The following is a 25,395-nucleotide window of genomic DNA, read 5'->3' as shown; positions in this document are numbered from 1 at the left end:
CGGACTTATGTTCAAGGCGTTTATTTTTACGGTGTTCTGTGTGTTGGTGGTTACTGTTGATTCTGCGCGCTGCCAACCCGTGCCTGCCGCTGCCGGCGCCGACGAGATTCAGGTGTTGATAGACGTATCCGGCAGCATGAAACAGAACGATCCGGACAATCTGCGCATTGAGGCCAGCCGTTTGTTAGTCAACTTGTTGCCGGACGGCGCCAAGGCGGCATTCTGGTTATTCGCCGAAAAAACTGCGCCGCTGTCCGCTACCGATGCTGTCAATGTAAGCTGGAAACAGCAAGCCGGCAAAGCCATCGGCAATATTCATTCTCGCGGTTTGTATACCCACATCGAGGACGCGATTCAGACGGTTCTGAGCCAGGGCTTTAAGGGCGGCGGCAAGAAACATCTGATTTTATTGACCGACGGTTTTGTGGACATTTCCAAGGACATCATGCAAAGCGCGGATTCCCGCGAGCGCATCCTCAGCGAGTGGATCCCCAAGCTCCAGCAGCAAAACATCAACGTACAAACCGTGGCATTGTCCGAGCAAGCCGATAAGGAATTGTTGGAAAAACTGGCATTCGAGACCGGCGGCTGGGCGGAAACCGCGCAATCGGCGGAGCAATTGCAACGGGTGTTTCTGAAAATGGCCCAAAAAGCCGCGCCGAAAGAGACTTTGCCGTTGACCGATAATAAATTTCAGGTCGATAGCGGCATCCACGAGTTTTCGGTGTTGGTGTTCAAAAAACCGCATGCCGCGCCGACGCAGTTGGTTGCGCCGGACGGCAAAAGTATCAGTAAACAAAGCATGGTCGCCAACGTGTCCTGGCTGGAAAGCCAGGCTTACGACCTGATCACCGTCAAGCAACCCTTGATCGGCGAATGGCGTCTGGTGGCGGAAGTCGATCCCGATAACCAAGTCATGATCGTCACCGACCTGAAATTGCAACTCAGCGACATTCCGAATTTTCTGGGCGAGAACGAAACCTTGCCAATTAAAGCGCATTTCACCGACAAGGATAAGCTGATAACCCGCGCCGATTTCCTGGGCATGCTGACGCTGGACGTGATCCAGGATCAGCAAGCACCGGCAAAAATGCAGGCCGTGCTTGCAGAACCCGGTTTTTACCAGCACAAGACTGAGCATTTAAGTTTGGGCAAGCATTTGCTGAAAATCGTTGCGGACGGCAAGACCTTCAAGCGGGAAATTATTCATGAGATCGAAGTGGTTGCCACGCCGATTACGGTCGAGAAGCACGTCGATGTAGCACAACGCCAAGTTACCCTAAAACTGTTGCCGGATACCAAGCTGATCGATCCCGCCGGCTTGGTGGTCAATGCGGTGATTAACCAAACCGGGCATGAGCCGGAAACCCGCGCATTGACAAATAAAGACGGGGTTTGGCTGCTGGATTTGGCCGGTTTGCCGCCGCAGACCACCACGCATGTCAATTTTAATGTGATGGCTAAAGATCATGCCGGCAAGCCGCTGGCGCCGGCGATCAAACCGCTGAGTATCGATGACAGTTGGTTTGTTCCTGCCGAGAAAGTCGAGGCTGGCGCACCGGCGGCAGAGGCCGATGCGCATCACGAATCAGCCGATCCTGAAAAAACCGATCACGAAACCGATGCCGAGCAACATGAGCAGGCTGAGCATGAGCCACATCCGCCGCCGGACGCCCCGGAAACCAATTGGTTGTTGGTTGGCGGCATCATGTTGGCTATCAATCTGATATTGGGTGTGGGTGGATTTTTTACCTATCGATACCTTAAAAAAAGCCAAGCAGATAAACATCAGCAGTTACTGGAGAGATTGTCATGAATCCATTCGATTCCGTGGTAGTGATATTAGCGGCGGAGGCGTTGGGGGTTTTGACGCTGTTGGTTATCGTGCTGTTTTTTATCTCGAGAAACCGGCGAGGGAAGGAGATGGCCGAAATTGAACATTTCATTACCGAGCTTGAAGAGCAGTCCATCGTGAAGACTCGCTGGTTGGAGCAATTTCTGGAAGAAAACTGCGGGTTGGCTACAGCGGAGATTGAGCCATTGTTGCAAGAAGTCAATGCATCAGAACGCGCTGTGTTTGAAGGGGTTATTCGCTTGTTTTTAAAACGCGAATTGGTGTTGTTGAGTGAGATCGAGCAACGTATCGGTCGGCTAACCGAGCCATATCAGAATTTGCTGGCGAATCGGGGCACGCTTGCGCCGGTTGCTGCGGCGCAGGATTCTCCGCAAGCGAACCAATTGGCCGGCTTGGAGCGGATTAACCAACAACTGGTGCGGCAACTGGATAACGCGATGAAAACCATAGACGAAATGTCCGCCGAATATACCCGAGTGTTTAGCGGCAATCAGACCGCCTTAGAGTTGGAAAACAGCAGTAAAAAGATGCTGCAAATTTTTCATGATGCCGAACGCGGTGTGCGTGAAAGCATTACGGAGCTGGGGAAATGATGCAATCTCTGCTGCTTATCGGCTTAGGAGAGTTATCGCTGGTGTTGTTGACCGGCTTGATCGCGGTGTTAGTCGTTAATCGGCGGCATAAACGTCGGCGGCTGGCCGGCATCGAAGAGTTGCTGGAAGACATTAAGGACCGGCAGGAGCGGCGCGGCGACAGGTTGGCCTTGGCCTTGGCCGGTAAGCATCACTTAGACGAACAAGCCGCGCAAGCTGTCAGCGACACCCTGATTGCGGCGGAAAAGCAGTTTTTGTATGGGTTTATCGAGCAGCAAATGCAGCAGCAGAGCGTGGCCGGTTTTTACGAAAACCTGTGCCTTTTGCTGGATAGTTATCTGGACGGCTTACCCAAAGTGGCTGAAAAAGCGGTTGCCGACGAGCCGGCTGCGGAGACTGACGAACAATTTGCCGACACCGATTCCGAGCAGCCAAAATCGCAGAGCTCTGATGAACCCCCGCCCGAAGAGGCTCCACCACCACCGGATTGGGGTGATGTGTTTGATTGATGATTTTGGCAGCTTGTTGTCAGGGCGCACCATAGCATACCCTGACAACAGGCTGTTTCATTAACTTGTCGGTATTTCCGTCGCCGGCTGGTCGAGCAACTTGATGCCGGTCAATTTGCTGAAAAAACTGGCGGACCGTTTCGCCACGCTATCGCCGCCATCGATACCGGTTTGATGGGTGTTTTCAAACACCACAATGGAGTGCGGCTCCACGGTATACCAAGGTCTGCTCAGTGCTTTTTGTTCGGCCGGCTCGATAATGTCTTTGGGCGATGTTTGCGCGGTATCCACGGCCAGACACCAGCTCTTGCCCTCAACCTCCGGTAGCTGCAGGTTGTGTTTGCTGTCGGACATGTTCATTATTGCGTGCAGGTCGGGTTCATCTTTGCCTAATGCCGCCAGCGTAAAGGCCAGAATCCGCGTGTTCGGGTCGTCCCAACGCGGCGGTTGATCTACTTCCAGGCCATGCCAGCTGATGTCGGCCATATCTTTGTCTTCCATTTTTCGGCCGGTGAGGAAGTTTCGGCGCATCAAGGCCGGATGGCGTTTGCGCAAGCGGATCATCTGCTGCACAAAATGCAGCACGTCGGCATTGTCCTTGGCTTTATCCCAATTCAGCCAGCTTAATTCGTTATCCTGACAATAGCAGTTGTTGTTGCCTTGCTGGGTGTGCAGAAATTCGTCGCCAGCCAGCAACATCGGTACGCCATGGCTAAGCAGCAAAACCGTAAAGGCGTTTTTCACCTGTTGCCGCCGCAGTCTGCTTATGGCCGGGTCGGGGGTGGGGCCTTCCACGCCGCAGTTGCTGCTGAGATTATTGCTGCAACCGTCTCGATTGTTTTCGCCGTTGGCGGTATTGTGTTTTTCGTTGTAGCTGAACAGGTCTTTTAACGTAAAACCGTCGTGGCAGGTGACAAAGTTAATGCCGCTGATCGGCAGGCGGTGCTGATGTTGATAGAGATCGCTACTGCCGCAAATCCGCGTGGCCACTTCGGCGATGATGCCGGTGTCGCCGCGCAGAAAACGGCGAATCACGTCGCGGTAGCGGCCGTTCCATTCGCCCCAGCGGTAGCCGGGAAAGTTGCCGACTTGATATAGCCCCGAGGCATCCCAGGCCTCCGCGATCAGCTTGGTTTTGGCCAGTTGTTCGGATAGTTCTATGCCCCAGACCAACGGCGGGTCTTGCAATACGCTGCCGTCTTCGCCGCGCGCCAATGCGCTGGCGAGGTCGAATCTAAAGCCGTCCACATGCATTTCCCGCACCCAGTATTCCAGGCAGCTGATGATGAAGTTGGTGACCAGCGGGTGGTTGGCGTTCACGGTGTTGCCACAGCCGGTATAGTCGTGAAAGATGCGTTTGTCGTGCTTGTCGGTCAAATAAAAGCTGTTGCCGGTAATGCCTTTGAAATTGATCACCGGACCGTCGGCGCCGGCTTCGGAGGTGTGATTGAACACCACGTCCATGATCACGCCGATGCCGGCCTTGTGCAACGCTTTCACCAGATCGCGGAACTCGCGGATATGCGTGCCTTGTTCCGGCGTGACGCAGTATCCGGGATGCGGGCTAAAGAAGCTGTGCGTGCTGTAGCCCCAATAGTTTTTCAAGCCCAGATCGGCGGTATGCGGCGGCACGTCTTGCTCGTCGAAGGCCATGATAGGCAGCAGTTCGACATGGGTGATGCCCAGCTTTTTCAGGTAAGGGATTTTTTCGATCAGGCCGATAAAGGTGCCGGGGTGTTTAACCTTGGCGGAGGTGTGACGGGTAAAGCCGCCGACATGCAATTCGTAAATAATGGCTTTTTCGCTGCGAATGGCCAGCGGTGTGTCGCCTTCCCAGTCGTAACGGTCATCTACCACCACCGCGCGCATGGCATGTTGGCTATTATCACCGGGCTTGCAGGCGGCGGCGCGGTTCCATAATTTGTCGCTGATTGCGCGCGCCCAAGGGTCAAGCAATAATTTTTCGCGATCAAACCGCAAGCCCGATTCGCGCGTGTTGGCGGGGCCGTCGATGCGCCACGCATACCAGGTGCCGACCGGCAGTTCTTCGACAAACACGTGCCAGGAGAAAAACGTATGGTTTTTATCTTTTTGTAAGGGTATGACTTGTAAAGGTTTTATGCTGTCGGATTCGGCAAATAACAGCAGTTCCACGTCCGTCGCATGGCGGCTGGAGATGGAGAAGTTGACGCCGCCCTCGCTGACCCGGGCGCCGTGAGGATAGGGACTCCCTGACTTTAAACTGTATGGTTTGTGCATGCCCTTTACCGAGAAACTGTGAATTAGTCCTGATTTTACTGCATATAAGGGCTGCGGGCCTACGCCTTGCGTAAATAATCGACAACGGTTAGAGTCTACAAAGCCTGGTCGCTGCGGCGATACGTCGCGGAGTGTCCGCTACCCACAGGATAAAACCTAGTCACCCGACCCGTTAACATTGCCGATGGCCTTTTCCTCCTCACCGTTTCAAGTCCGCATGCCGCTTTCTGCGGAGGAAATGCGGGCTATCAGTCTGGAGATTAGCCGGGGTTTTGCCCCGCGCCGGTTTAGAGCCGGCGCGGCGCGGTTGACGAGTACCGGCTTCTCGCCGCAAGAGTTGTTAAGCATTAGTCAGCAGATTAATCGCGAATTTGCCCCACCCCTGCAACGCGCTGCCGCCAAAGTTGAAAGCGCCAAGCTGGTGGCGTTGCCGGTCGATCCGGAACATATCCATGTCTATTGGCAGCTGGATGAAGCGGCTCAGGCGTCTGTGCCGCTTACCGAGCCACCGGCAGATGTCCAGCCTTTGACCTTGCGCGTATACAGTCATCCTGCGCCGCCCGAAGCGGTCCCGTTGCCGGCCGAATCGGCCAAAACCTGGTTCGATGTGCCGGTTGCCGCCGAACGCAGCCAACAGCAGATTACGCTGCCCAGCGGCGACACCTGCATCGCCGGGATTTACCAGGTGGCGATTGGTCGGCTCAATGCTCAGCAGGAGTTCAATCCCTTGGCGTATTCGCAGGCTGCCGCAGTCGCGCCGCAAGTGCCGCCGATGACGGAAAGGCTGTCGCCGGCGATGGCGCAGTTTATAATGCTGCCTTCCCAGGCGTCTTCGGCGCTTGCCGTAACCGCGTCCGGCCAACAAAACTAATTCCGCGATGAACAAAGGCTATCTCAGCATCGTTTTGCATGCCCATTTGCCCTATGTGCATCATCCCGAACACGACAGTTTTTTTGAAGAAAACTGGTTGTTCGAAGCCATTACCGAATGCTATTTGCCCTTGTTGGCGATGCTGGAACGTTTGCATGTCGATCAAGTGCCGTACCGGCTGACCTTATCCCTGTCGCCGACACTGATGACGATGCTGCGCGATCCCTTGCTGCAAAATCGCTATCTGCATTATCTGCAAGGCCGGCTGGAGCTGGCGGAGCGGGAGTTGGAACGCACCCGCAGGCTACCGCAGTTTGAGCCGCTGGCGCAGATGTATATGCAGTGGTTTCAGGATGCCTTGCATCGCTACCAGCACCGCTATGAATGCGATTTGCTGACGGCGTTTCAACGGCATCACAGCGCGGGCTGCTTGGAGTTGATTACCACGGCCGCCACCCACGGTTTTTTACCCTTGTTAAATGTCAGTCCGGTGTCGGTGCGTAATCAAATCGGCGTGGGTATCGCCAGTTTTAAGAGCCAATTCGGCTTTGCGCCCAGCGGATTTTGGTTGCCGGAATGCGGTTACTATCCGGGCCTGGAACAGGTGCTGAAAGCCGAAGGCATAACTTATTTTTTCGTCGATAGCCATGCAGTCATGGATGCCGACCAGCCGCCGCGCCATGGTGTGTATGCGCCGTTGGATTGCGGCAATGGCGTGGCGGCGTTCGGCCGCGATCCGGCATCCTCGCGGCAGGTGTGGAGCGCCGAGGAAGGCTATCCGGGGGATGGCGATTATCGCGAGTATTATCGCGACATCGGCTTTGACTTGCCCTTGGAATATATCGCGCCCTACATTCTGGACGGCGAAACCCGGATCAACACCGGCATCAAGTACTACCGGATTACCGGAGCCAAGCAAACCAAGCAGGTGTACCAACCGGAGCGGGCCAAGCTGAAGGCGCGCCAACATGCCGAGGATTTTATCGTGCGCCGTCAGCAGCAAATTGACGCGCTGACTGCGGAAATGCCGCAAGCGCCGCTTATCGTCGCGCCTTACGATGCTGAACTATTCGGCCACTGGTGGTTCGAAGGGCCTTTATGGCTTGAACAAGTGTTACGCTTGGCAGCGAGCAGCGAAAACGGTGTGCAGACCGTCAGTTGCGGCGATTATTTGCAATTGCCGTTGCAACACGTGCAGGCCAAGCCGGCTGCTTCCAGTTGGGGCGAACATGGGTATTCCAGTTACTGGCTGAACGAAAGCAATGACTGGATTTATCCCCTGTTGCACAAGGCCGCCGCCGAAATGGAAAAGCTGGCCAATGATTTACGCAGTTTTACTGTGAGTGATTTACAGCAACGGGCTTTAAATCAGGCCGCCCGATCATTGTTGCTGGCGCAGTCTTCGGATTGGCCGTTTATTATGAAGGCCGGCACTACTATCGATTATGCGCGTAAACGCATCACCGATCATTTGGCCCGTTTTAATTATCTGCACGATGCGATTCGTAAAAACCGTATCGATGAACGCTATCTGACCGCGCTGGAAATCATGGACGATATTTTTCCTGACATCGATTTTCGCCATTATGCCGCCTAGACAAAGGCCCGTTTTGGGCACTGCTTAACCCAACCTCCAGGGGGAGCTATGGATAACATCCAATTGTTGTATGTAGCCAATAACGTCACCGGCAAAGCCGCCGCCTGTCAGCAATCCTTGCAGTTTTTGATGCGGGTGGCCGACCTGGATTATCACAAGCAAGTTGACGTGCTCTGGGCCGGCGAAGATGGGGTCTGGCATGTTTTGCCGGCCTTATTCAACCGCAAGGCGGAAGACGGGCAGGAGTATTGGCAGGCCGACATCGCATTTCCGCCGCAGCCGCATGCCGACATACCCGGCGACATTCGTTTTGCCTTGCGTCTGCAAGCGGCCGGCAGCGAATATTGGGACAACAACGAAGGTGGCGATTATTTCAGCGGCGCGGGTAGTGGTGCTAGATTGACCAACGCCGCGGCCATGCTGCAATTAAGCCACGCCGAACAACTTCAGGACGGGCAACATTCCGTGCCGGTCAAACTGGCGGTGGACGTTGCGCTGGAAATAGACCATGTCACGATCCATTGGACTATCGACGATTGGCAACACAGTCATACCACCAGCTGCCGCCGCCAGGCGCAAAGAAAGTCCGCCCATAAAGCCATCTACGCCGGCTTGCATCTTGCGCAAGTATGGAACGGGCGGATCAGGGTAGGGGACGCTTTTCGTTTGCAATACAGCATCTGCTGTGAAAGCAAGCAGCAACGGCTGTGGGATAACAACGCCGGGCAAAATTACGCTCTAAGCCGCACGCCGCTACGGCTGTTGATTTTGAATCTGCATTGTTACCAAGAGGAAGACCAAGACCGGAAATTTTGGCAAATTGCTAACGCTATCGACGAGTTGGGCGCGGATTTGGTTTGCCTGCAGGAAGTGGCCGAGTATTGGAATGACGGGCGCGGCGACTGGCCGTCCAATTCCGCGAATATCATCAACCAGCGCTTGCCGCAACCGTTTCATCTGTACACGGATTGGTCGCACCTGGGGTTCGATAAATTCCGCGAGGGCGTGGCCATTCTTAGCCGCTATCCCTTTATAGAGCAAGAAGCCCGCTACGTATCGGATAGCCACGATGCCTATAGCATTCATTCCCGTAAAGTGGTGTCTGCCCGTATCAAGGTGCCTTATATCGGCACCCTGGATGTGTTTTCCGCGCATTTAAGTTGGTGGGAAGACGGCTTCCAGCAACAATTTCAACGGCTATCGGCTTGGGCGAACGACAAGCGCAGCGCCGAGGTGGATGCCACCTTGCTATGCGGTGATTTCAATATCGCCGCCGGTTCGACGGGTTATCAATTGGTGGTCGACGGCCATCAATACGAAGATCAATATCTCGCCGCCAACGCCCCGGCGTTGTTTGAACAGATTTTTCGGGTTAACGATGCGCATTGGCGGGATTATCTGGCCGACGATTATCGGATCGATTACATTTTCATGGACAGGAATAGCGGCTTGCGGGCCAGCTCGGCGCGAACCGTGTTTACCGAGCAGGATTACGGGCCGGTATCGGATCATTGCGGCTATCTGTTAACCTTTGAGCCGTTATAAACTGAATTGCAAAGGGGAAACCTCTAAAAATCCCCTCTCCCTGAGGGAGAAGGAGGTTTTTAATGTTTTGAGGTCCCCGCAGGCGATTTTACAATTAAGATAAAGCTTGTTTAATTAGGCAGCACCATATGCAAGTAGCAGAACATTACGCCAAACCGGTATTTGGCAAATTGGGCGGTTGTTTCCAACGCGGTAACGATTTCCGGGAAACCTTCGACGTGCGCTGGGGCAAGATAGACTTTCATATGTCGCACGGCATAGCCGCGAATTTGAAGGTGGTGCTGAAGGTCTATCGGGATTCGATTTGCGAGACCTATATCGTCGACACCGATGCTTACGATGTGGAATGGGACAAGCACAAACGCTCGACGCGGGATTTTTACGTGATGCCGTACTCCGGGCAATTTGGCAAGATCAGCTGCATCAAGTTTTCGTTTATCGTGCATTTGGGCGAGCATTCCATTGCCTCGCGCCATGATTATATTTTCATGGACGGCGACCAGTTAAGGGATAACCACCCGCAGCAGCGCCATATTAACGAGCATTGGGCCACGCCTAACCATTTTCGCAGTTACGAGTTGGATCCGGGCCAACTGCAAAGTGATGTGGATTGGTACAACCATCATTTCGATTCCCTGCAACTGACGCCTAAATTCACCAAGGGTCAGCAATTTCATCCTTACCACCCCAAGCGTTTTATTCACGATCATATCGATAAAGTCATCGCGGCCAAACACAGCCAGCCCGACCGCTTATGCACGATTAAAGTGAGTGTGGATTGCATAGACGACGGCGATTTTATCAACCACTTGATTCACGCCAGCCAGCAGGGCGTGTGGGTGCAATGCATCGTCGATTGGCGGAAGATGACGCTGACCAATAGCCAGAATTATGCGCGCCTGAAACGCTCCGGCATCGAACTCGTGGGGGTGTTTTGCACGCCCAAACACCACTTGATCGAAGTCGAGCCGGACATGCACACCAAGTTCGTGATCTTCAACGACGAGGATTGCATCATCGGCTCGTTCAACATCACTTTTGATCGTTGGTGGGCCAACTGGGAATCGGGGATGAGTTTTCATTCCAAGGGCGTGTGCCGCTTGCTGGATAACATCTTCCAGAGCCAGCGCGGCGGCGTGATTCAAAAGTATGGCGTCGATCCGCTCAGTCCATTCAACTTGTTATATACCTTTGGCCGCCACACCATGGCTAATGGCAGGGTTTACCGGCCGCATCACGCTATATTGGCGGAAATTCATAGAGCGCGCCGTTCCTTGAAGCTGTGTTTGTTTTTGATCGGCGACTTGCTAGGCGATCATCACGACAGCGTCGTCAACGCCTTGATCCAGGCCCGCGACCGTGGTGTCGATGTGCAATTGCTGTTTAACGGCCACTTGGCTCGTCAAGGCAAAATCGGCGTCGAGCGCAGCATGACCGACGAACTGGCCCGACCGCTGTTGCCGGCCGTGCAACGTTTGCGCGATGCCGGGATTCGGGTGGGTCTGGTTTATGGTCAGGACGATCTGCCGGTGCCTTACTCGCCTATTCACAGCAAATATTGCGTGATAGACGATTACATCGTCATTGATGGTAGTTTCAACTGGTACAACACCTCGGTATTCTCCCACGACTTGATCGTCGTCGCCGCCAACCGCGACGTGGCGCAGCCGTATTTGTACGAGTTTGGGCAGATTCAGCGTTTGTTTAGGGTGTTTTACTGATCAGACGCTTGACAGGTATTGATTTGGTTCCATAATGGATTCCGCTTAATTTTTCAGGTGAGCGTCATGGCAACCTTGACCCTAAAAAACATCCCCGATGATTTATACGAACAGCTAAAAGCCGCAGCGAAGCTACACCACCGTAGCATTAACAGCGAAGTCATTTACTGCGTGGAAAGGATCATCGATCCGCACCGAATCAGTGTCGATCAGCATCTAGCTCAGGCTCGGCAACTGCGCGAGAAAACCGCGCATTGCCTGTTAACCGACCAGGACATCGACCAAGCCAAATCCGCCGGCCGGCCATGATTGTTGCCGACACCAACACGATTGCTTATCTTTACCTCAATAGCGAAAAATCCGCACAAGCCGAACAACTGTTAAGACAGGAGCCGCAATGGATTGCACCCTATCTGTGGAAAAGTGAATTTCGCAATGTTTTGACTTTGTATCTACGCAAAAACCTGTTGACCTTGGACGACGCCTTGCGGATCGCGCGCCAAGCGGAGACTTTGCTGCTACAAAACGAATACGAAATCTCCTCCGTCCAGGTTTTACAATTGGTGGCCGGCAGCGATTGCTCGGCTTACGACTGCGAATTCGTCGCGCTGGCCAAACTGTTGAACGTCCCGTTGATTACCGCCGACCGAAAAGTGCTGCAAGCCTTTCCGACCATTGCCCGGACGATTGACGATTTTCTGGGGTGAAGCAGGTTTCGGCAAAATCGCCTGTCGGCTGGGTTGGCGCGATGGGGCTTTAGGTATATTGCAGGTGGTCTAACTGAGCCTAACACCAATGTCATCAACCACGAATCGAACTCGCTATGGCTAAAAAAACCAAATCCGCCTACGTTTGCACCGAATGCGGCGCCGATTTTCCCGGCTGGTCCGGGCAATGCAATCAATGTGGAGCCTGGAACAGCATCAAGGAAGTGAAGTTGGGTAGCGGTAAAACCGCGCGCGATAATTCCGGTTATGCCGGTAGCCGCAGCGAAGTGCGCTTGTTGTCTGACGTCAATCTCGCGCAAGCGGAGCGGATTTCCACCGGCCTGGCCGAGTTCGACCGGGTGCTGGGCGGCGGCATCGTCACCGGCAGCGTGGTGTTGATCGGCGGCGCGCCGGGTGCCGGCAAGAGTACCATTCTGCTGCAAGCCATCGCCCATATCGCCCAGCAATTGCCGGTGCTGTATGTGTCCGGTGAGGAGTCGCTGCAACAGATTGCCGAGCGTGCGTACCGTTTACAGCTCAATACTACCGGCATCAAGATGCTAGCGGAAACTTCGGTGCAGCAGATTTGCCAAGTCTTGGATGAGGAACAGCCCAAGGTAGTCATCATCGATTCGATTCAGGTGATGTATACCGCCGATTCCGATTCGGCGCCGGGTTCGGTGTCGCAGGTGCGCGAGTCCGCGAGCTATCTGACCCAGTATGCCAAGCGTAGCGGCGTGTCGTTTTTCATGGTCGGCCACGTGACCAAGGACCAATCATTGGCTGGGCCGATGACCTTAAGCCACATCGTCGATGCTCAAGTAGTGTTGTCGTCCACCGACGATTCGCGTTTCAGAGTGTTGCGCGCTGACAAGAATCGCTTCGGCAGTGTCGGTGAGCTGGGTTTCTTTGCAATGGAAAGCAGCGGCTTGAAGGAAGTGAAAAATCCCTCGGCGATGTTTTTATCCCGCGCGGAAAAGCCCTCGCCGGGCAGCGTGGTGACGGTGCTGTGGGAAGGCACCCGGCCCTTGCTGGTGGAAATTCAGGCCTTGGTCACCGAAAGCCAGTACGGTAATCCGCGCCGGCTGGCGGTGGGTTTGGATCAAAACCGGCTAGCCATGTTGCTGGCGGTGTTGTCGCGCCACGGCGGGATTTTTACCGGCAATGACGAGATTTACGCCAACGTAGTCGGCGGCATCAAGGTGTCCGAAACTAGTACCGACCTGGCAATCATGGTCGGTGTGGTCTCCAGCCTGCGCGACCGGATTATTCCTTACGACACGGTGTTCTTCGGCGAGGTGGGTTTAAACGGTGAAATTCGCCCAGTCGCCAACGGTCACGCTCGGCTCAACGAGGCCGCCAAGCACGGTTTCAAAAAGGCGATTATTCCTAAGAGCAACAAACCCAAGGACCCGGTGAAGAACTTGCAAATCCATGCAGTCAGTAACATTCAAGAAGCGCTGGCCGTGCTGGCGGATTTATAATTGCTGCCCATAATCAATGCCAAACTTCGTCAGGGAACGATATGAAAAATACAGCAGCCGTCAACGCTAAATTTGGCCGTAACGATCCGTGCCCATGCGGCAGCGGCAAGAAATACAAAGCCTGTTGTTTAAAGCAAGCCGAAGCGGCGGCGAGGCCGGTTAAACCCAGTGTGGACGACGCCTTAAAGCAAGCCTGGCAAGCCGTTGCCCGGCGCGATATGGCGGGTACGTTGCATGGGTTTCGGCAAGTGTTAGCGATCCAACCCAATCATGCGGAAGCACTGGCCGGATTGGGACAGGCTTTGTGTTGGCAGCAGCAGCGCCGGGAAGGCTTAGCCTATCTGCAGCAGGCCGCTCTTCAACTGGAAATCGACGCTCAGCAAACCCGCAATATCCGTTTTATTTTGGAGCTGGCCGAGCAATTGCATCACTGGGGCGATCTGGATACGGCGCTGAAACTGACCGAGTTGGCGGTCAAACTGGAACCTGAGAACCCTGCCGCGCTGAATAATCGCGCCCTGTATTTGACGCGGGTTAATCGATTCGAAGAGGCTTTGCCTTTTGCCAGCAAGGTTTGCGAGTTACGTCCGGATGATCCGGCCTGCAATAATATGCTGGCGGTGCTGGAAGCGCATTTAAACCGTTTGCCGGCAGCCAAGCAGCGCTTTCAGGCTGTGATAGCCGCCAATCGCAATATGCAGCAGACCGCACGCGCCTGGCAGGAGTTGGTTGGGGTGCTGGATAAATTGGAAGAATACGATGCATCGTTTGCGGCTTGCCAACAAGCAAAGGCTTTGTATAAGCAATTACCTGAACTCAGCTCGCTTGACGCCGGACAGGTGTTTCGCGCGCTTCAACGCAACAAGCAGGGCTTTGATCAGGCGTTATTGCATCGATGGGCGCTAAGCGACTTTGCCGATAACTTGCCGGCCCCGACGTTTCTGCTGGGCTTTTTGCGTTCGGGCACGACGTTGACCGAGCAAGTGTTGGCGGCGCATCCCGAGGTGTTTACCTCCGATGAAAATGATCTGATTCATGGTTTGATTCAAGAGCTGCAAAGGTTGAGCGGTGTGCGAGAAGACATTCCGGCCGCCCTCCGCCAGCTTGGTCTGGATGATGTCCGAAAGTTGCGCGCTTACTATTGGCGGCGGGTTGGTGAGGAATACGGCGCGGACGCCTTGAATAAATGCTTTATCGATAAAGTGGCACTGAATAGTATCGATATAGGTTTGATTAGCTGCCTATTTCCGGAGGCCAGGATTATCTTTGCGCTGCGCGATCCGCGCGATGTGTGTTTGAGTTGTTTTCAACAGGCGTTTAAGCCGTCTAGCGTGACAATCAATTTGCTGAGCTGGGAAGGCGTGGCCAAGCAATATGCGGCCGTGATGGACCTTTGGTTTTACATAAAGCCGATGATGCAGCCGCGTTATATGGAATTGCGTTACGAGGACACCGTGAACGATTTTGAAAACAGTTTTCGCCGGGTGTTTGCGTTATTGGATTTGGAATGGGTGGCCGAAGTTAGCGCGTTTCATGAGAAGGCTAAGGGCCGTTACATTGCCACGCCGAGTTTTGCCGCTGTCGCTCAGCCGATTTATTCGCGCTCGGTGGCGCGTTGGCAGCACTATGAAAAGTTTTACGAACCCGTATTACCGATTTTAGCGCCGTATATCGATGCGTTCGGTTACGAATGAAGCGAATGGGCAGGGTTGTTCAAGCTTTTTGATCAAGTAGACTACGATCAAACGGATGTAAAAATGGAGCTTCCGTGCTCCCGGTCATCCTTGACCGAAACCGATCTAACCTAGTTCTGTCGCAGTCAGGTAAGTCGAATCGAATTAGATGCTATCCGGTGATTTGCGTTTGCCGAAACCGACTAAGCCGGCCATCGCGCTACCGAACAGCCAAACCGCACCCGGTAAGGGTACCGGTGATGCCGCGGCGGAGATGGTAGCGGTATAGGCCAGATTGGCGCCGCCTACCGTGCCGTCGTAACCACCCAAAATCAGCGTGTAAGTACCGGCAGTCAGGAAACGGGTCAGCGTCGCTGTGGCGGTGGTGCCTTGAGTGGCTGCGAAGGCCCAGGCGTTTGCGTCAACCAAAGCCAGCGTTGTGCCAAGTGGGCTGGCAGCCATGGGATTCAGCGCACCGTTGTCCAGGTAGCTCTGATGGCGACTGCTGCTACCCGCGGTATCCCAGCCGCTCCACAAGCCAAAAGCCGGGCGCAGATTGGAGCCGTCCGACGATACGGTGATGGTCACTTCCGCATCGGCATGCAATTCAAACAAACCGTAATCGGCGGTATGCCCCCAGTTTGTCGCGCCGTCTTTATAAGCTTTGGCGCCCATGCCTATGCCGTGGCCGCTGGCGGTTTGCGAGGTAGCTATGCCTCCGTCGTTATGGATCATCGCGACCCAGGTGGCGGGCAAATTGCCAATGTAGCCTGGATCGCCGGCCGACCATGGGCCTATAGCGGAACCGTCCGGTGGCAAGGTATCGCCGGAGGCCAGATTGTAGGTTACGTGAGCGCTAGCCATGCCGCTGATCGACATTAACGTGCCCATGGCGCCGGCTAGTGCTAGTTTTTTAAAGGTTAAGTTTGCAGTCATTTTGGATATCTATCGAATCAAATATATGAGTGTAAGCCTGTCGTTAAACAGCGCTTGGTGATGGGATTGCCGCTATTTGGCGGCAATCCCGCTGGGTAATTAAGCCGCTAGTGCTTGTTTGCGGCGGCCGAAACCGATCAAGCCGGCCATGGCGCTGCCGAACAGCCAGACTGCGCCTGGAACAGGCACTGCCGAAGTGGTAACCAGTACGTCGTAGGTTACGCCATCGAGCGCGCTGCCACCGTGCGCGCCGACCACCAAGGTATAAAAGCCATTGGTGTGTAGTCCTGGTGTGCCTGTGGCATTCCACTCTGCTTGATCGAACACAAACGAGTAGAACAAGGTGTCGGAAGTGCTGCTCATGCTGGCTGTCCAGATAGCTTCGCCCAAGCTTGAGCCTTGCAGGCCCGTTTCGCCGATTGTGGCAGCCGCGTTACGGTCAGATGTGGAACTGCTGTCCACATTGCGATACAGGGCCACGTCCAATAAGCCGTTAAATTGGCTGTAATCGGCGTCGTTTTTCACGGTAATGGTGGTTTTGATATTGCCCGCGCTGGCGCAGTTAGCGCTTGCTGTGTTTGCGCCGCAGCTAATATGAATCAAGCCGTAGTCCAGTCCCAAGCCGGTTGAAGCTGAATTGCCTGCTACCGCCAAGTAAGGATGGTCGCCATCAGCCGGTAGGTCGGCCATGATGGTGCCCCAGGTGGCGGCGTTAGTGCCGCCGTTTTTGTCCGAGTAAGCTTTCCACAAGCTACCGATAGTGTTAGTGCCGAAGCTAGGGTTTGAGCTAATAAGGTTTGCTGTCAGTGCGCCATCGTTGTCTGTAGCGCTGGAGCCGGTATGCAACTCGCGTTTGGTGAAGCCGGCAGCGGTTGTATGCTGACCTGAATACCACATATAGGGCAGGTTGCCTGCTACTTCTGTGGCTGTCTCAGCCGCGGTACCTGTGCCCGGAATTAAGGTGTTCGCGTTTAAGTCGCCGACTGTATAAACGTTGGTACCGTTGGCGACTCTATTGGTGCCGTTGGAGTTTGCAGATACACCGTCTGTACCGTTGATGCTGTTGGCGATGCCGAAGCCGATAGCGGAGTTACCGGAGGTTACTGAGCCCGCTCCGGTCAGGTTGTAGTAAGAGTGCGCGAACGCTTGGCTGGAAACAGCCGCTAGGCCAGTTGTCAAAATAGCTGCTATAGCCGTTTTATGAAAGATCATGATCGTCCTCTTTTGTTATTGGAATTAAAGGTAACAGCGAAACTGACAAAACTTGACCAACAGCAGCGAGCCAAACTTTGCCCTCGCCCATGGCGCGCATGGGGGCAATCCGGCCTTCTTTAAATCGTTTTTTAAGAACCGTGATTTTCCGGCCCCGCCTCACGACGGGTGTGGCAAAGCTTGCTTTCAGAGATTTGCTCATTCCGCCGGCGGCAGACATGGCAGGGGTAGAGACCTACTAACCGCTTTTTCGGAAAGCAAACCACGAAGCAAGTACACTAGTTACAGCGAATAGTGGGCCAACTTAATAAAATATATAAATATCATTGTATTGCTGCTTATTTTGCCTGGGATGGCATGAATGAGCTGCCGGCGAAATTCAGCGAAATAGCGCATGCGCTTATTTTAAATAACACAGTTCAATTGTTGGGAGATAATCCCCGCTTGGTGGTGAAGTTTGTTTTGGTGGATTTGATCAGGAATTTCTTTATTTTCTAGTCGTTTATTGTTAGGTTGTTGCGCCGCTAATTGGGTTGGCACGAGATTTTTCTGTGGAGAGATGTATGCAAAAAACCGATAAAACCCCGCTGTGGGTGTTCCTGGCCCTGTCGAGTATAGAAACCCGCAAAGGCGCGTTACTGTTGATCTGGAGTAGTATTGTTTTTACTCTTTACTGTGTGCCTTGGCCGCTCTATTTCGATGGCAACGGTTGGGTTGCCAAATTATTTTTGATCGACGATTGGGAATGGTTTGCGATGATGCTGCCTATGACGTTTTGGTACTGGCTGAGCATGAGGTGGGTGGATAAAAACGGCGGCTGGCGTTTGGCTGGTGCGTGATATGCCGCACTATTTTTTGGGACATGATTCGTCAGATCGTGACGCTTGCTCCGAAAGGATTAGCTCGTAGATTATCTTTCGATCTTGTAAGCGGCTAGCTTAATTCCGTATTTGCTCTTGCGCTTAGCGGTTGGAGTGAAGCTTGCTATCAAAAATCGATTGAATACTTAGGTGGCCGCCATCCAGGTTTGATCGGCTTTCCACCTTGGTAAGCAAGCGCCGGTAATATCTAGCGGCGATGCTTTCTTCAATTTAGTGTTGTTTCTATGCTTTCACACATTCTGCCCAAAGCCGAAATATCCATTCGCGAAAACCTGCGTTGGTTATACATTCTTAGAAATTTGATGCTGTTTGCCGTTACGGTGGCGGTGTTTATTGCGGTGAACGGTCTAGGTATTAATTTGCCGCAAAACCAGCTGTGGCTGGCGATTTTTGCGATTTCCATACTCAATCTGTACACCTGGCTGCGGCTGAGAACCCCGGAAGAAGTTACCGAGCACGAGATTTTTTCGCAAATATGCATGGATGTACTGGCGTTGGCCTATTTACTTTATTTGACCGGTGGGGCATCAAACCCGATCATTTGGGTGTTTCTGCTGCCTTTGATTGTAACTGCGATCATGCTGCCGCAGGCTTATGCCTGGAATATGGTGATCATTACCTCCTGCGTGTATACGGTGCTGATTGCCTACAACGTACCCTTGCCGGCTGTCGAGCCGCACATGGCCCATCCGGCGATGACGGAGATGACGCCGGAAATGAGCCTGCAAATGCATTTGATGAACGACAGGCGTTATTTCAATCTGCATGTATTCGGCATGTGGTTTGGTTTTGTGTTTAGCGCCGGCTTAGTCGCCTTTTTTGTGGTCGAACTGTCCAAGACCTTGAAAGAGCGGGAGCGTAATTTAGCGGATGCCCGCGAGAGTGCGCTACGCGACGAGCGCGTGGTGTCCCTAGGCACCTTGGCGGCCAGCGCCGCGCATGATATGGGTACGCCGCTGGGGACGATCGCCATTTTGACGCATGAGATGGCGGAAGAGCTGTCGGCGCATCGCTATCCGGATCTGCATCAGAAACTGATGATTGTTCAACAGCAGATTGATCGCTGCAAACAAGCTTTGTCGGTGATGTCGGCCTCCGCCGGCGAGATGCGGGCGGAATCCGGCAAGGTGATGCTGGTGAGCGAATATATCGATGAAGTATTAGGCCAGTGGCGCACGCATAAAGCCGCTACCAGGCTCAAGCTATTTATTTCGCCGAATGTGGATATGGAAGCGCGCGTGATTGCGGAACGTACGGTGACTCACTCCATCATTAATATCCTAAATAACGCTGCCGAGGCATCGCCGGTCGATGCGGGCATCGAGTTTCATGTGGAATGGGATGAATCAACGCTAAACTTGAAAATCCGGGATTTCGGTCCAGGCTTGCCGGCTGAATTTATCGAGTTTGCCGGGCACCAACCGGTCAAGAGCAATAAGCAAGGTATGGGAGTTGGCTTGTTTTTGACTTATACCACTATCAAGCGACTCGGCGGTAAAATACAGTTCAGTAATTTAGAGTCGGGCGGTGCTTGCGTTGAAATCAGTTTGCCGCTTTTAGCTAAGGAGAGTATGCATGAACCAATTACCTATGGATAAGCCCAATTTATTGCTTGTCGATGATGACGTCACCTTTTGTTCGGTGTTGAAGCCGGCGTTGGAAAAGCGCAATTTTCAAGTGACTGTCGCCAATGATGTTGATACGGCGATGAAACTGGCGGAACAAACCGAGCCTGAATACGCGGTAATCGACTTGCGGATCGGTTTTGACTCCGGTTTGGAAATGGTCAAGAAATTGATTTCTTTAGATGACAATACCCAAATCGTCATGCTGACCGGTTTCGCCAGTATCGCCACTGCGGTGGAGGCTATCAAATTGGGCGCGATTCATTATCTGACCAAGCCGGCGAATGCCGATGAGATTGTTAGTGCCTTATATAAAAACGAAGGCGATGCCTCGGTAGCGATCAGCGACAATCCGCTATCGGTGAAGCGCTTGGAGTGGGAACACTTGCAAAAGGTGCTGATGCAGCACGACGGTAACATCTCTGCCGCCGCCAGAGCATTGAATATGCACAGAAGAACCTTGCAAAGAAAGCTGGAAAAACGGCCGGTAAAAGAGTAGGTGACCAGCACCATTTAGGAAAGGAAGATATTATTTTTGTATTTATTACAATTAATCGTTGCAAAGCTAATATTTCTGAGTATAATGGGCGGCTCATTCAGGGGGTCGTTAGCTCAGCCGGTAGAGCACCGCACTTTTAATGCGATGGTCGTGCGTTCGAATCGCACACGACCCACCATCAATTCGATATAAAAATCAACCAGTTAGCTTTGAACGGGCGACTGGTTTTTTTATGCCTGCAATCTTCCAAATTACCCAGTGGGTAAATCATGATGCTAAACGCAACATGGTCACCCCTTCCACAGAAATTAGCTTTTCTACTGCACTTACCAACTCACCCACTTCCGCCGGCGAATAGTGAATGGTGATATCACCATCAATGTGATGCATCAGTGCTTTACGCGTTTCCAATGGCACACCCGCCAAACGCAAGCGTCTTGCAAATGTATGTCTAAGGTTATGCGGACCCGATAAAACATCGTCACCGACAGGAAGTCCCGACCTGAGCCATGCCTTTTTCCAAGCCGTATTATGCATCCGCCCAACTGGCTTGTTTCTAAATCCAAATACGTGGGTATCCAATTTCCCTCGTCTGGTCTCAATGACATTTCTGGCGACACTATTGAGTACAAGCATGCAGGTCGTCTCATTTTTGGTGAATGCACCAGGAACCAGGAAAATCGATGACTTGATTTCTGGTATCCGAACCTCCCACTCCCAACGTAATTCGGTCACGACATGCTCTCTGGCACCGGTATGAATTGCAAATAAAGCCATTTCCACCAGATGCTCTGGCAATTCTCCAAAAAAACGTTGCTGCTCATCCATCGAAAGCGGATATGGCTTTGCAGCATCTTTCCAGTCGGGCATTCGAAATAAAGGCGCTGTTGGCAGCCAAGGCTGATTGTCCAAATCACGCCATACCCTAGATGCCAGTGTCAAAATGCGTCTGACAACTGCAAGTTCTCGTGCAATGGTATTGCTCTTAATGCCTTGATTTTTACGATGTTCAATGTAGGGTTGTATCGACCCTTGATGGATCTGATCTACGCGCAAATGACCAATCCAAGGATCCAGATTCGCCAAACATTGTGCATCTCGATCAATGCTCGATTTTGTTTCCTCCGATAAATATTTAGTTGCCGCTTCACGGAATAGCTTTCGCTCGGGCGTTGATGCAACAACCTTCGCCTGGGCTATTGCCCGGTGATATTCCGCTTCTGCTTCTGATTGCGAGCTCGCTGTAAAGCGGTGGCGAACTCTTCCGATCCCGTCGATACCGTCGCGCCAGGTGTCGCGAAAAGCTTTAACCTGTTCCGGCTCGCGGGTGATGTGGTCGGTGTTGCCATCTTTGACATCGCGACTAGTGGTAGACCACTGGAAGTTGGAATTGAATTTGATGCCGTAGGGCGGATCGAAATAAATGCATTGCACCTTGCCGCGCAAGCCTTCGCGCTCGGCCAAACTGGCCATTACTTGCAGGCTGTCGCCCAGGATCATGCGGTTGGTCCAGTGGGCATCGTGGCGATAAAATTCGGTTTTGGCGTTGTCGTTGGGCAGGCCGTTGAAGTCGGAAAACAGGTCGATTTGATCAGGTTCCGCCGGTTGCTGGCTTTCGGTGCGGCGCAGCAAGTCGTCGATCAATACCTTGGGATGGACTTTTTCCTGGATATACAACGGCGGCGCATGCACTACCAAATCCGACCAATCCTGTTCGTCTTTGCCGCGCCAAACCAGTTGCGGATCGAGGTCGCGGTTGCGCCGTTCATACGCCAAACGAATCGGACTTTGCTCGTCTTTGGCCATCACCGATTGGTATTCGGCGGTGGGGATGTTTTTGCGGGTGGCGTCGTCGTGGGTCAGGGTTTCGACGCTGAGTTTGCTGGTGTCTTTGGCCATAAGGTTTACTTATTCTCCTTGTAAGGTCGAGCCGCTGAGAATCTGGTTGAGCGCGATGTTGATGTAATAGTTGGATCGACCGACTTTTTGTTTCAGCAAAAATCCGCCTTGGGCCAGAGCGTCCAGATATTTGGTGGCCGTTAGCCGGGAGACGTTTAAATCGCGCTCGATGAATTCGATTTTGGTGTAGGGATGAGTGAACAGGTTATTGATCAAGTCCTGGCTGTAAAAACGATACTGTTCACGGATATTATGTTTGGCATGCATCAGTGCCGATTTGATGGCATGTATGGTCTGGATCGTTTCGCCGGCGGTGACTTCGACTGCGGAAAGCATGTACAGCACCCATTCTTCCCAGGTGTCGTGTTCGCGAACCGATTGCAGCAAGCGGTAATAATCGGCTTTGGTTCTGACGATCTGCCGGCTGAGATACAGTACGGGAATATCCAGCAAGCCTTCTTTCACCAAATACAGCACATTGATGATGCGCCCAGTTCTGCCATTGCCGTCGTAAAAGGGATGGATGCTTTCAAACTGATGATGCAACAAGGCCATTTTAATCAGCGGATCAGCAGCAAAGGATTCGTTGATATTGATGAATTGCTCCAAATTCCGCATCAGTTCTGTGATGGCCTCCGGCGATTGCGGTGGGGTGTACACGGTTTGACCAAAACCATCTTTTAGCGCGGTGCCCGGCAATTTGCGGAATCCGGCATTGTTTTGTTCCAGCTCTGCCTGGATTTGCAGGATGTGGTTGTTGGTTAATAGCCCGGTGGCAGTCACTTGTTCAAAACCGATCCGTAACGCTTGCCGGTAGCGTAAAACCTCTTTGGCGGCGGGATTGGCGAAACTGTCGGGGAAGGCGTCGTCTTTGAAGAGTTCGTCATGGGTGGTGACGATGTTTTCAATGGCGGAACTGTCTTTAGCTTCTTGCATGCCCAAGGTATTGATCAAAATACCTTGGTTGGGAATCGAGGCGGCCACGCCTTTAAGTTCCGCAAGCTTTCGGCTGGCAAGCGCAAGTTTCTTCAAAATTTCGGTGGCTTCGAAGCGTTCCGGTGCTAAGGTTTGCAGGGATTTAATGGACGTCATCATGCACCTGTGGAAGGATCGTTGATAGAAAACCACTGTTTTCTATGCATATCGACCGGAACATGTATAGCAAAGTGGCAAAATCTATACATATCACTTTTGGACCTGGCTAACTGCGTCCAACAGCTTGGCAAATTCGGCTTCGACCTTGGCTTCGAAGTCGGTTTCGATTTGGTAAACCTCGGTAAACTCGGCAAATGCCCAGCGACCATAGGTTTTTAGGTTATTCACGCCGGGTATCCAGTACGTATCCATGGTGGCTTTTTTGTCTTTGGCATCTTCGCGGCGATAGCCTTTGATTTCGACTATCAGGTTTAATAGATCGTCGTCGCCCCGCCCGTCGTCTACACGGACAATAAAATCTGGGAGGTATTTGCGGGTTTCCGAGCCATAGCGATACGGCACTTCCAAACCCAGGCCGTGGTTTTTGACATAGGCTTTGACCTTGGGATGATTTTCAGCGACGCGGCAAAACTCCGCCTCCCAATCACTATCGAGAACCACCCAATTGATGTGGCAGCGGTCGACAGCGGTTTCCCAGCGATCGGTTTTGGAGGTGTTAAAACTGACGTGATTGGTTGAACCGGTGGGGTTATAAGGATCGAGCACGGCTTTGATAGGACGCGTACCGACCAAAGAACGAGTGATGGCTGCGGTAATGCGTTCGCAAGCCATGTCCGCCAGTTCTTGATACATCAACTGGGCAGGATACGTGCCGCCTTTGCAAACCAAGCAGGTATCTAGCCATTGCTTGGTGATGCGTTTGAGTTGGCCAAACAGATGTAGCTTATCACAAACTGATCCGCCTACCGGATGTGAGCGCCACCCCCAATCAAGAGCTGGCTCGGGTTAGGCTCAAGCAAATTGCTATTGAATTACATAGCCATGTCATGGAGTCGGCGTGAGCATCGATCTGAAACAGCTATCGCAACTGCAAGCCTTGTTTAAAGTGTTAAGTTCCGGTGCGCATGTCCGATTTCAATAACAAAATAAATCGTCGTCAGTTATCCGACCTTAAAGTTTTTAAAATCGAGCCCCGCGAGGAAGAGGTCATTGTCAATGCGATTCGGACATTGATTTCCACATCGGAACAAGTCGAATCTGGAAATTCGTTTGATATATTTGACCATAATGCTGTTCTCGACGACAAGGAACTGAATAAAGCCAAGGATTTATTGATCAAGCAAGGCGAAAAGTTAGGTAGTCTGTCTTGTCGGCCGCTGGAGGCAGCACCGTATTTCTGAGGATTGAGTCGGCTGCCTGTGCCGGTGAGTTGATCGAGATTCAGCATGGATGCGGCATTAGCGGCACTCGGCAAATGTCCTGTCTGTGCCAGAATAGCCAACCATTCGTCCAAATTGACTTTGGTCCAGTCCACGCGGTCCAGATCGGCGACTTTAATCCCGGTACAACTCGGAGTTTCCGGCGTACCGAAATCCATGTCCAGCTGCGGTTTGATCTGTTCATTGAGGATGCGTGCTAGCGGCGAGTTGTAGCAGCAGTAACTTTCCTTGCGTACGGTTGATAGCGCTTCAGCATTATCGAAAAATGCCACCCGAATTTCACTGGGTATGCCATCGACGCCGTGTGTACTGATCAGTGCTTTTGATATTTGATGATCTTGGGTTTCCGACGATGCCGTGAAGAAAAAGCCAACGGCATGCAGCAAATAGATGCCCGGTGAAACAGCCATACTGAGCGCACTGGGCATTACAATATCCCAGATCACGTGCCCGGTTTGGCTGTTCATATCTTCTTTGAAGGTTTCCGCCCATTGTTCAAGCCTGGCTTGATTCAAGGTCTGATCCATGTCTGAACAAAACAATTGACGTGTCGGATCATCCCAAACCACCACCCCAACCAAAAACCGCAAAACGATGCGCCCCTCCGGACTCGGCGTGAGATGCGTTCTGAACGAATGGTCCGATTCCGAGGATGAAATTCAGGACAGAGCTTGTTGCGTTAACTGACGGTTGATGTGTCGAATTTGGCTGGGTAACCAGTTAATCTCTTCGGCTGCGAATAGTTCGTCATGGATAGCGATAGCGTGTTCATCATTGATCAGTCCGAATGTTTGGAACAATTGTTGAATACGTTCAGGATCGGCGATGCGATTTGGCAACGCCTTATCAAGATCGGTGATGATGACCTGTTTGTGTTTCTGGTTGAGTTGTCGCCAATAATCATCGACCAACATGCGGGCATGTGCATGTAATTGCTCAGACTGGCTTTCCATCCAGGATAGGACGGGATCATCTGGAAGAGATCCCGTGTTTTCAGTGTGTTGTTCGTTACTCATCGAAAATCCTAATACTTATTTTCCTGTCATTGCAATCCATTGATGACTATTCTGAGAATGATATTTGTGGTTGCAAAATCCTATCGACTCACAAATCTTTTACGGCAATATTAGACTAACAAGAATCTTGAGGTTAAC

The 25,395-nt window shown here is 52.5% G+C and carries 22 protein-coding genes, 1 tRNA gene and 1 riboswitch; of the genes, 15 read left to right on the top strand and 8 right to left on the bottom strand.

Annotated elements, in window-relative coordinates; all coding sequences use genetic code 11:
* Window positions 1-7 precede the first annotated feature (7 nt).
* From JWZ98_RS17565 to JWZ98_RS17555, 3 genes are read left to right on the top strand one after another with little or no spacing between them, the layout of a single operon-like run.
* A complete protein-coding gene (locus JWZ98_RS17565; protein WP_205451209.1) occupies window positions 8-1,816 on the top strand; it encodes a vWA domain-containing protein in 1,809 nt (602 codons plus the stop codon).
* Entirely contained in the window at window positions 1,813-2,448 is a 636-nt protein-coding gene (locus tag JWZ98_RS17560; protein WP_033158411.1) for a hypothetical protein, read from the top strand. Before JWZ98_RS17565 ends, JWZ98_RS17560 begins: the two co-directional genes overlap by 4 nt.
* On the top strand, window positions 2,445-2,957 hold the full coding sequence (locus JWZ98_RS17555; RefSeq protein WP_205451208.1) for a hypothetical protein: 513 nt from the start codon (window positions 2,445-2,447) through the stop codon (window positions 2,955-2,957). The genes JWZ98_RS17560 and JWZ98_RS17555 overlap by 4 nt, the downstream gene beginning before the upstream one ends.
* A gap of 60 nt (window positions 2,958-3,017) precedes the next feature.
* On the opposite strand, the gene glgX is transcribed toward JWZ98_RS17555, so the two are convergent.
* A complete protein-coding gene (gene glgX / locus JWZ98_RS17550) occupies window positions 3,018-5,216 on the bottom strand; it encodes a glycogen debranching protein GlgX (protein WP_205451207.1) in 2,199 nt (732 codons plus the stop codon).
* Between the two features lie 184 nt (window positions 5,217-5,400).
* Between glgX and JWZ98_RS17545 the strand changes: the two genes are divergently transcribed.
* The 8 genes from JWZ98_RS17545 (at window position 5,401) to JWZ98_RS23270 (ending at window position 14,835) form a co-directional block, all read left to right on the top strand.
* Window positions 5,401-6,087 (top strand): DUF4912 domain-containing protein, encoded by a 687-nt coding sequence (locus JWZ98_RS17545; protein ID WP_205451206.1) that lies wholly within the window; start codon window positions 5,401-5,403, stop codon window positions 6,085-6,087.
* Window positions 6,088-6,094: 7 nt separating this feature from the next.
* Window positions 6,095-7,684, top strand: a complete 1,590-nt coding sequence (locus JWZ98_RS17540) for a 1,4-alpha-glucan branching protein domain-containing protein (RefSeq protein ID WP_205451205.1) — start codon at window positions 6,095-6,097, stop codon at window positions 7,682-7,684.
* Between the two features lie 48 nt (window positions 7,685-7,732).
* Window positions 7,733-9,229 carry an endonuclease/exonuclease/phosphatase family protein gene (locus JWZ98_RS17535; protein ID WP_205451204.1) on the top strand — a complete coding sequence of 499 codons (1,497 nt, stop codon included), beginning with the start codon at window positions 7,733-7,735 and terminating at the stop codon, window positions 9,227-9,229.
* A 128-nt stretch (window positions 9,230-9,357) separates the two neighbouring features.
* On the top strand, window positions 9,358-10,950 hold the full coding sequence (locus JWZ98_RS17530) for a phospholipase D-like domain-containing protein (RefSeq protein ID WP_205451203.1): 1,593 nt from the start codon (window positions 9,358-9,360) through the stop codon (window positions 10,948-10,950).
* Window positions 10,951-11,016: 66 nt separating this feature from the next.
* A complete protein-coding gene (locus JWZ98_RS17525) occupies window positions 11,017-11,259 on the top strand; it encodes an Arc family DNA-binding protein (RefSeq protein WP_205451202.1) in 243 nt (80 codons plus the stop codon).
* Window positions 11,256-11,657, top strand: coding sequence for a type II toxin-antitoxin system VapC family toxin (locus JWZ98_RS17520; protein WP_205451201.1), 402 nt, complete (start codon window positions 11,256-11,258; stop codon window positions 11,655-11,657). The genes JWZ98_RS17525 and JWZ98_RS17520 overlap by 4 nt, the downstream gene beginning before the upstream one ends.
* 116 nt (window positions 11,658-11,773) lie before the next feature.
* Window positions 11,774-13,141: a DNA repair protein RadA gene (gene radA, locus JWZ98_RS17515; protein WP_205451200.1), complete on the top strand. Its 1,368-nt coding sequence runs from the start codon at window positions 11,774-11,776 to the stop codon at window positions 13,139-13,141.
* A gap of 41 nt (window positions 13,142-13,182) precedes the next feature.
* Window positions 13,183-14,835 (top strand): sulfotransferase, encoded by a 1,653-nt coding sequence (locus JWZ98_RS23270; RefSeq protein ID WP_240348071.1) that lies wholly within the window; start codon window positions 13,183-13,185, stop codon window positions 14,833-14,835.
* A 144-nt stretch (window positions 14,836-14,979) separates the two neighbouring features.
* Here JWZ98_RS23270 and JWZ98_RS17505 read toward each other — a convergent pair whose 3' ends face one another.
* Complete coding sequence (locus JWZ98_RS17505) at window positions 14,980-15,750, bottom strand: hypothetical protein (protein WP_205451199.1); 771 nt, start codon at window positions 15,748-15,750, stop codon at window positions 14,980-14,982.
* Between the two features lie 99 nt (window positions 15,751-15,849).
* Window positions 15,850-16,962 (bottom strand): hypothetical protein, encoded by a 1,113-nt coding sequence (locus JWZ98_RS23265; protein WP_240348069.1) that lies wholly within the window; start codon window positions 16,960-16,962, stop codon window positions 15,850-15,852.
* A 100-nt stretch (window positions 16,963-17,062) separates the two neighbouring features.
* Window positions 17,063-17,147, bottom strand: a riboswitch (cyclic di-GMP riboswitch).
* A gap of 378 nt (window positions 17,148-17,525) precedes the next feature.
* Here JWZ98_RS23265 and JWZ98_RS17495 point away from each other — a divergent pair.
* From JWZ98_RS17495 to JWZ98_RS17480, 4 genes are all read left to right on the top strand, one after another.
* The gene (locus tag JWZ98_RS17495; protein ID WP_020483075.1) at window positions 17,526-17,801 is read left to right on the top strand and encodes a hypothetical protein; all 276 of its coding nucleotides are present in this window, start codon (window positions 17,526-17,528) and stop codon (window positions 17,799-17,801) included.
* A gap of 266 nt (window positions 17,802-18,067) precedes the next feature.
* A complete protein-coding gene (locus tag JWZ98_RS17490) occupies window positions 18,068-19,441 on the top strand; it encodes an ATP-binding protein (RefSeq protein WP_205451198.1) in 1,374 nt (457 codons plus the stop codon).
* Window positions 19,419-19,967, top strand: a complete 549-nt coding sequence (locus tag JWZ98_RS17485) for a response regulator transcription factor (protein ID WP_026603562.1) — start codon at window positions 19,419-19,421, stop codon at window positions 19,965-19,967. Before JWZ98_RS17490 ends, JWZ98_RS17485 begins: the two co-directional genes overlap by 23 nt.
* 102 nt (window positions 19,968-20,069) lie before the next feature.
* Window positions 20,070-20,145: transfer RNA gene (locus tag JWZ98_RS17480), tRNA-Lys, on the top strand.
* A gap of 89 nt (window positions 20,146-20,234) precedes the next feature.
* Here JWZ98_RS17480 and JWZ98_RS17475 read toward each other — a convergent pair.
* The 5 genes from JWZ98_RS17475 to JWZ98_RS17455 form a co-directional block, all read right to left on the bottom strand.
* Window positions 20,235-21,866 (bottom strand): tyrosine-type recombinase/integrase, encoded by a 1,632-nt coding sequence (locus JWZ98_RS17475; RefSeq protein ID WP_240348067.1) that lies wholly within the window; start codon window positions 21,864-21,866, stop codon window positions 20,235-20,237.
* 9 nt (window positions 21,867-21,875) lie between these two features.
* On the bottom strand, window positions 21,876-22,961 hold the full coding sequence (locus JWZ98_RS17470) for a Fic family protein (protein WP_205451197.1): 1,086 nt from the start codon (window positions 22,959-22,961) through the stop codon (window positions 21,876-21,878).
* A gap of 90 nt (window positions 22,962-23,051) precedes the next feature.
* Entirely contained in the window at window positions 23,052-23,690 is a 639-nt protein-coding gene (locus JWZ98_RS17465; protein ID WP_205451196.1) for a hypothetical protein, read from the bottom strand.
* Between the two features lie 268 nt (window positions 23,691-23,958).
* Entirely contained in the window at window positions 23,959-24,768 is an 810-nt protein-coding gene (traN, locus tag JWZ98_RS23260) for a conjugal transfer protein TraN (RefSeq protein WP_240348062.1), read from the bottom strand.
* 132 nt (window positions 24,769-24,900) lie between these two features.
* Window positions 24,901-25,257 (bottom strand): hypothetical protein, encoded by a 357-nt coding sequence (locus JWZ98_RS17455; RefSeq protein ID WP_205451195.1) that lies wholly within the window; start codon window positions 25,255-25,257, stop codon window positions 24,901-24,903.
* Between the last annotated feature and the right edge of the window lie 138 nt (window positions 25,258-25,395).

The sequence above is a fragment of the Methylomonas sp. EFPC1 genome (assembly GCF_016925515.1).
Lineage (GTDB): Bacteria > Pseudomonadota > Gammaproteobacteria > Methylococcales > Methylomonadaceae > Methylomonas > Methylomonas defluvii.
The sequence above is the reverse complement of the archived record's forward strand: the minus strand, read 5'-3'. Positions and strand labels throughout refer to the sequence as shown.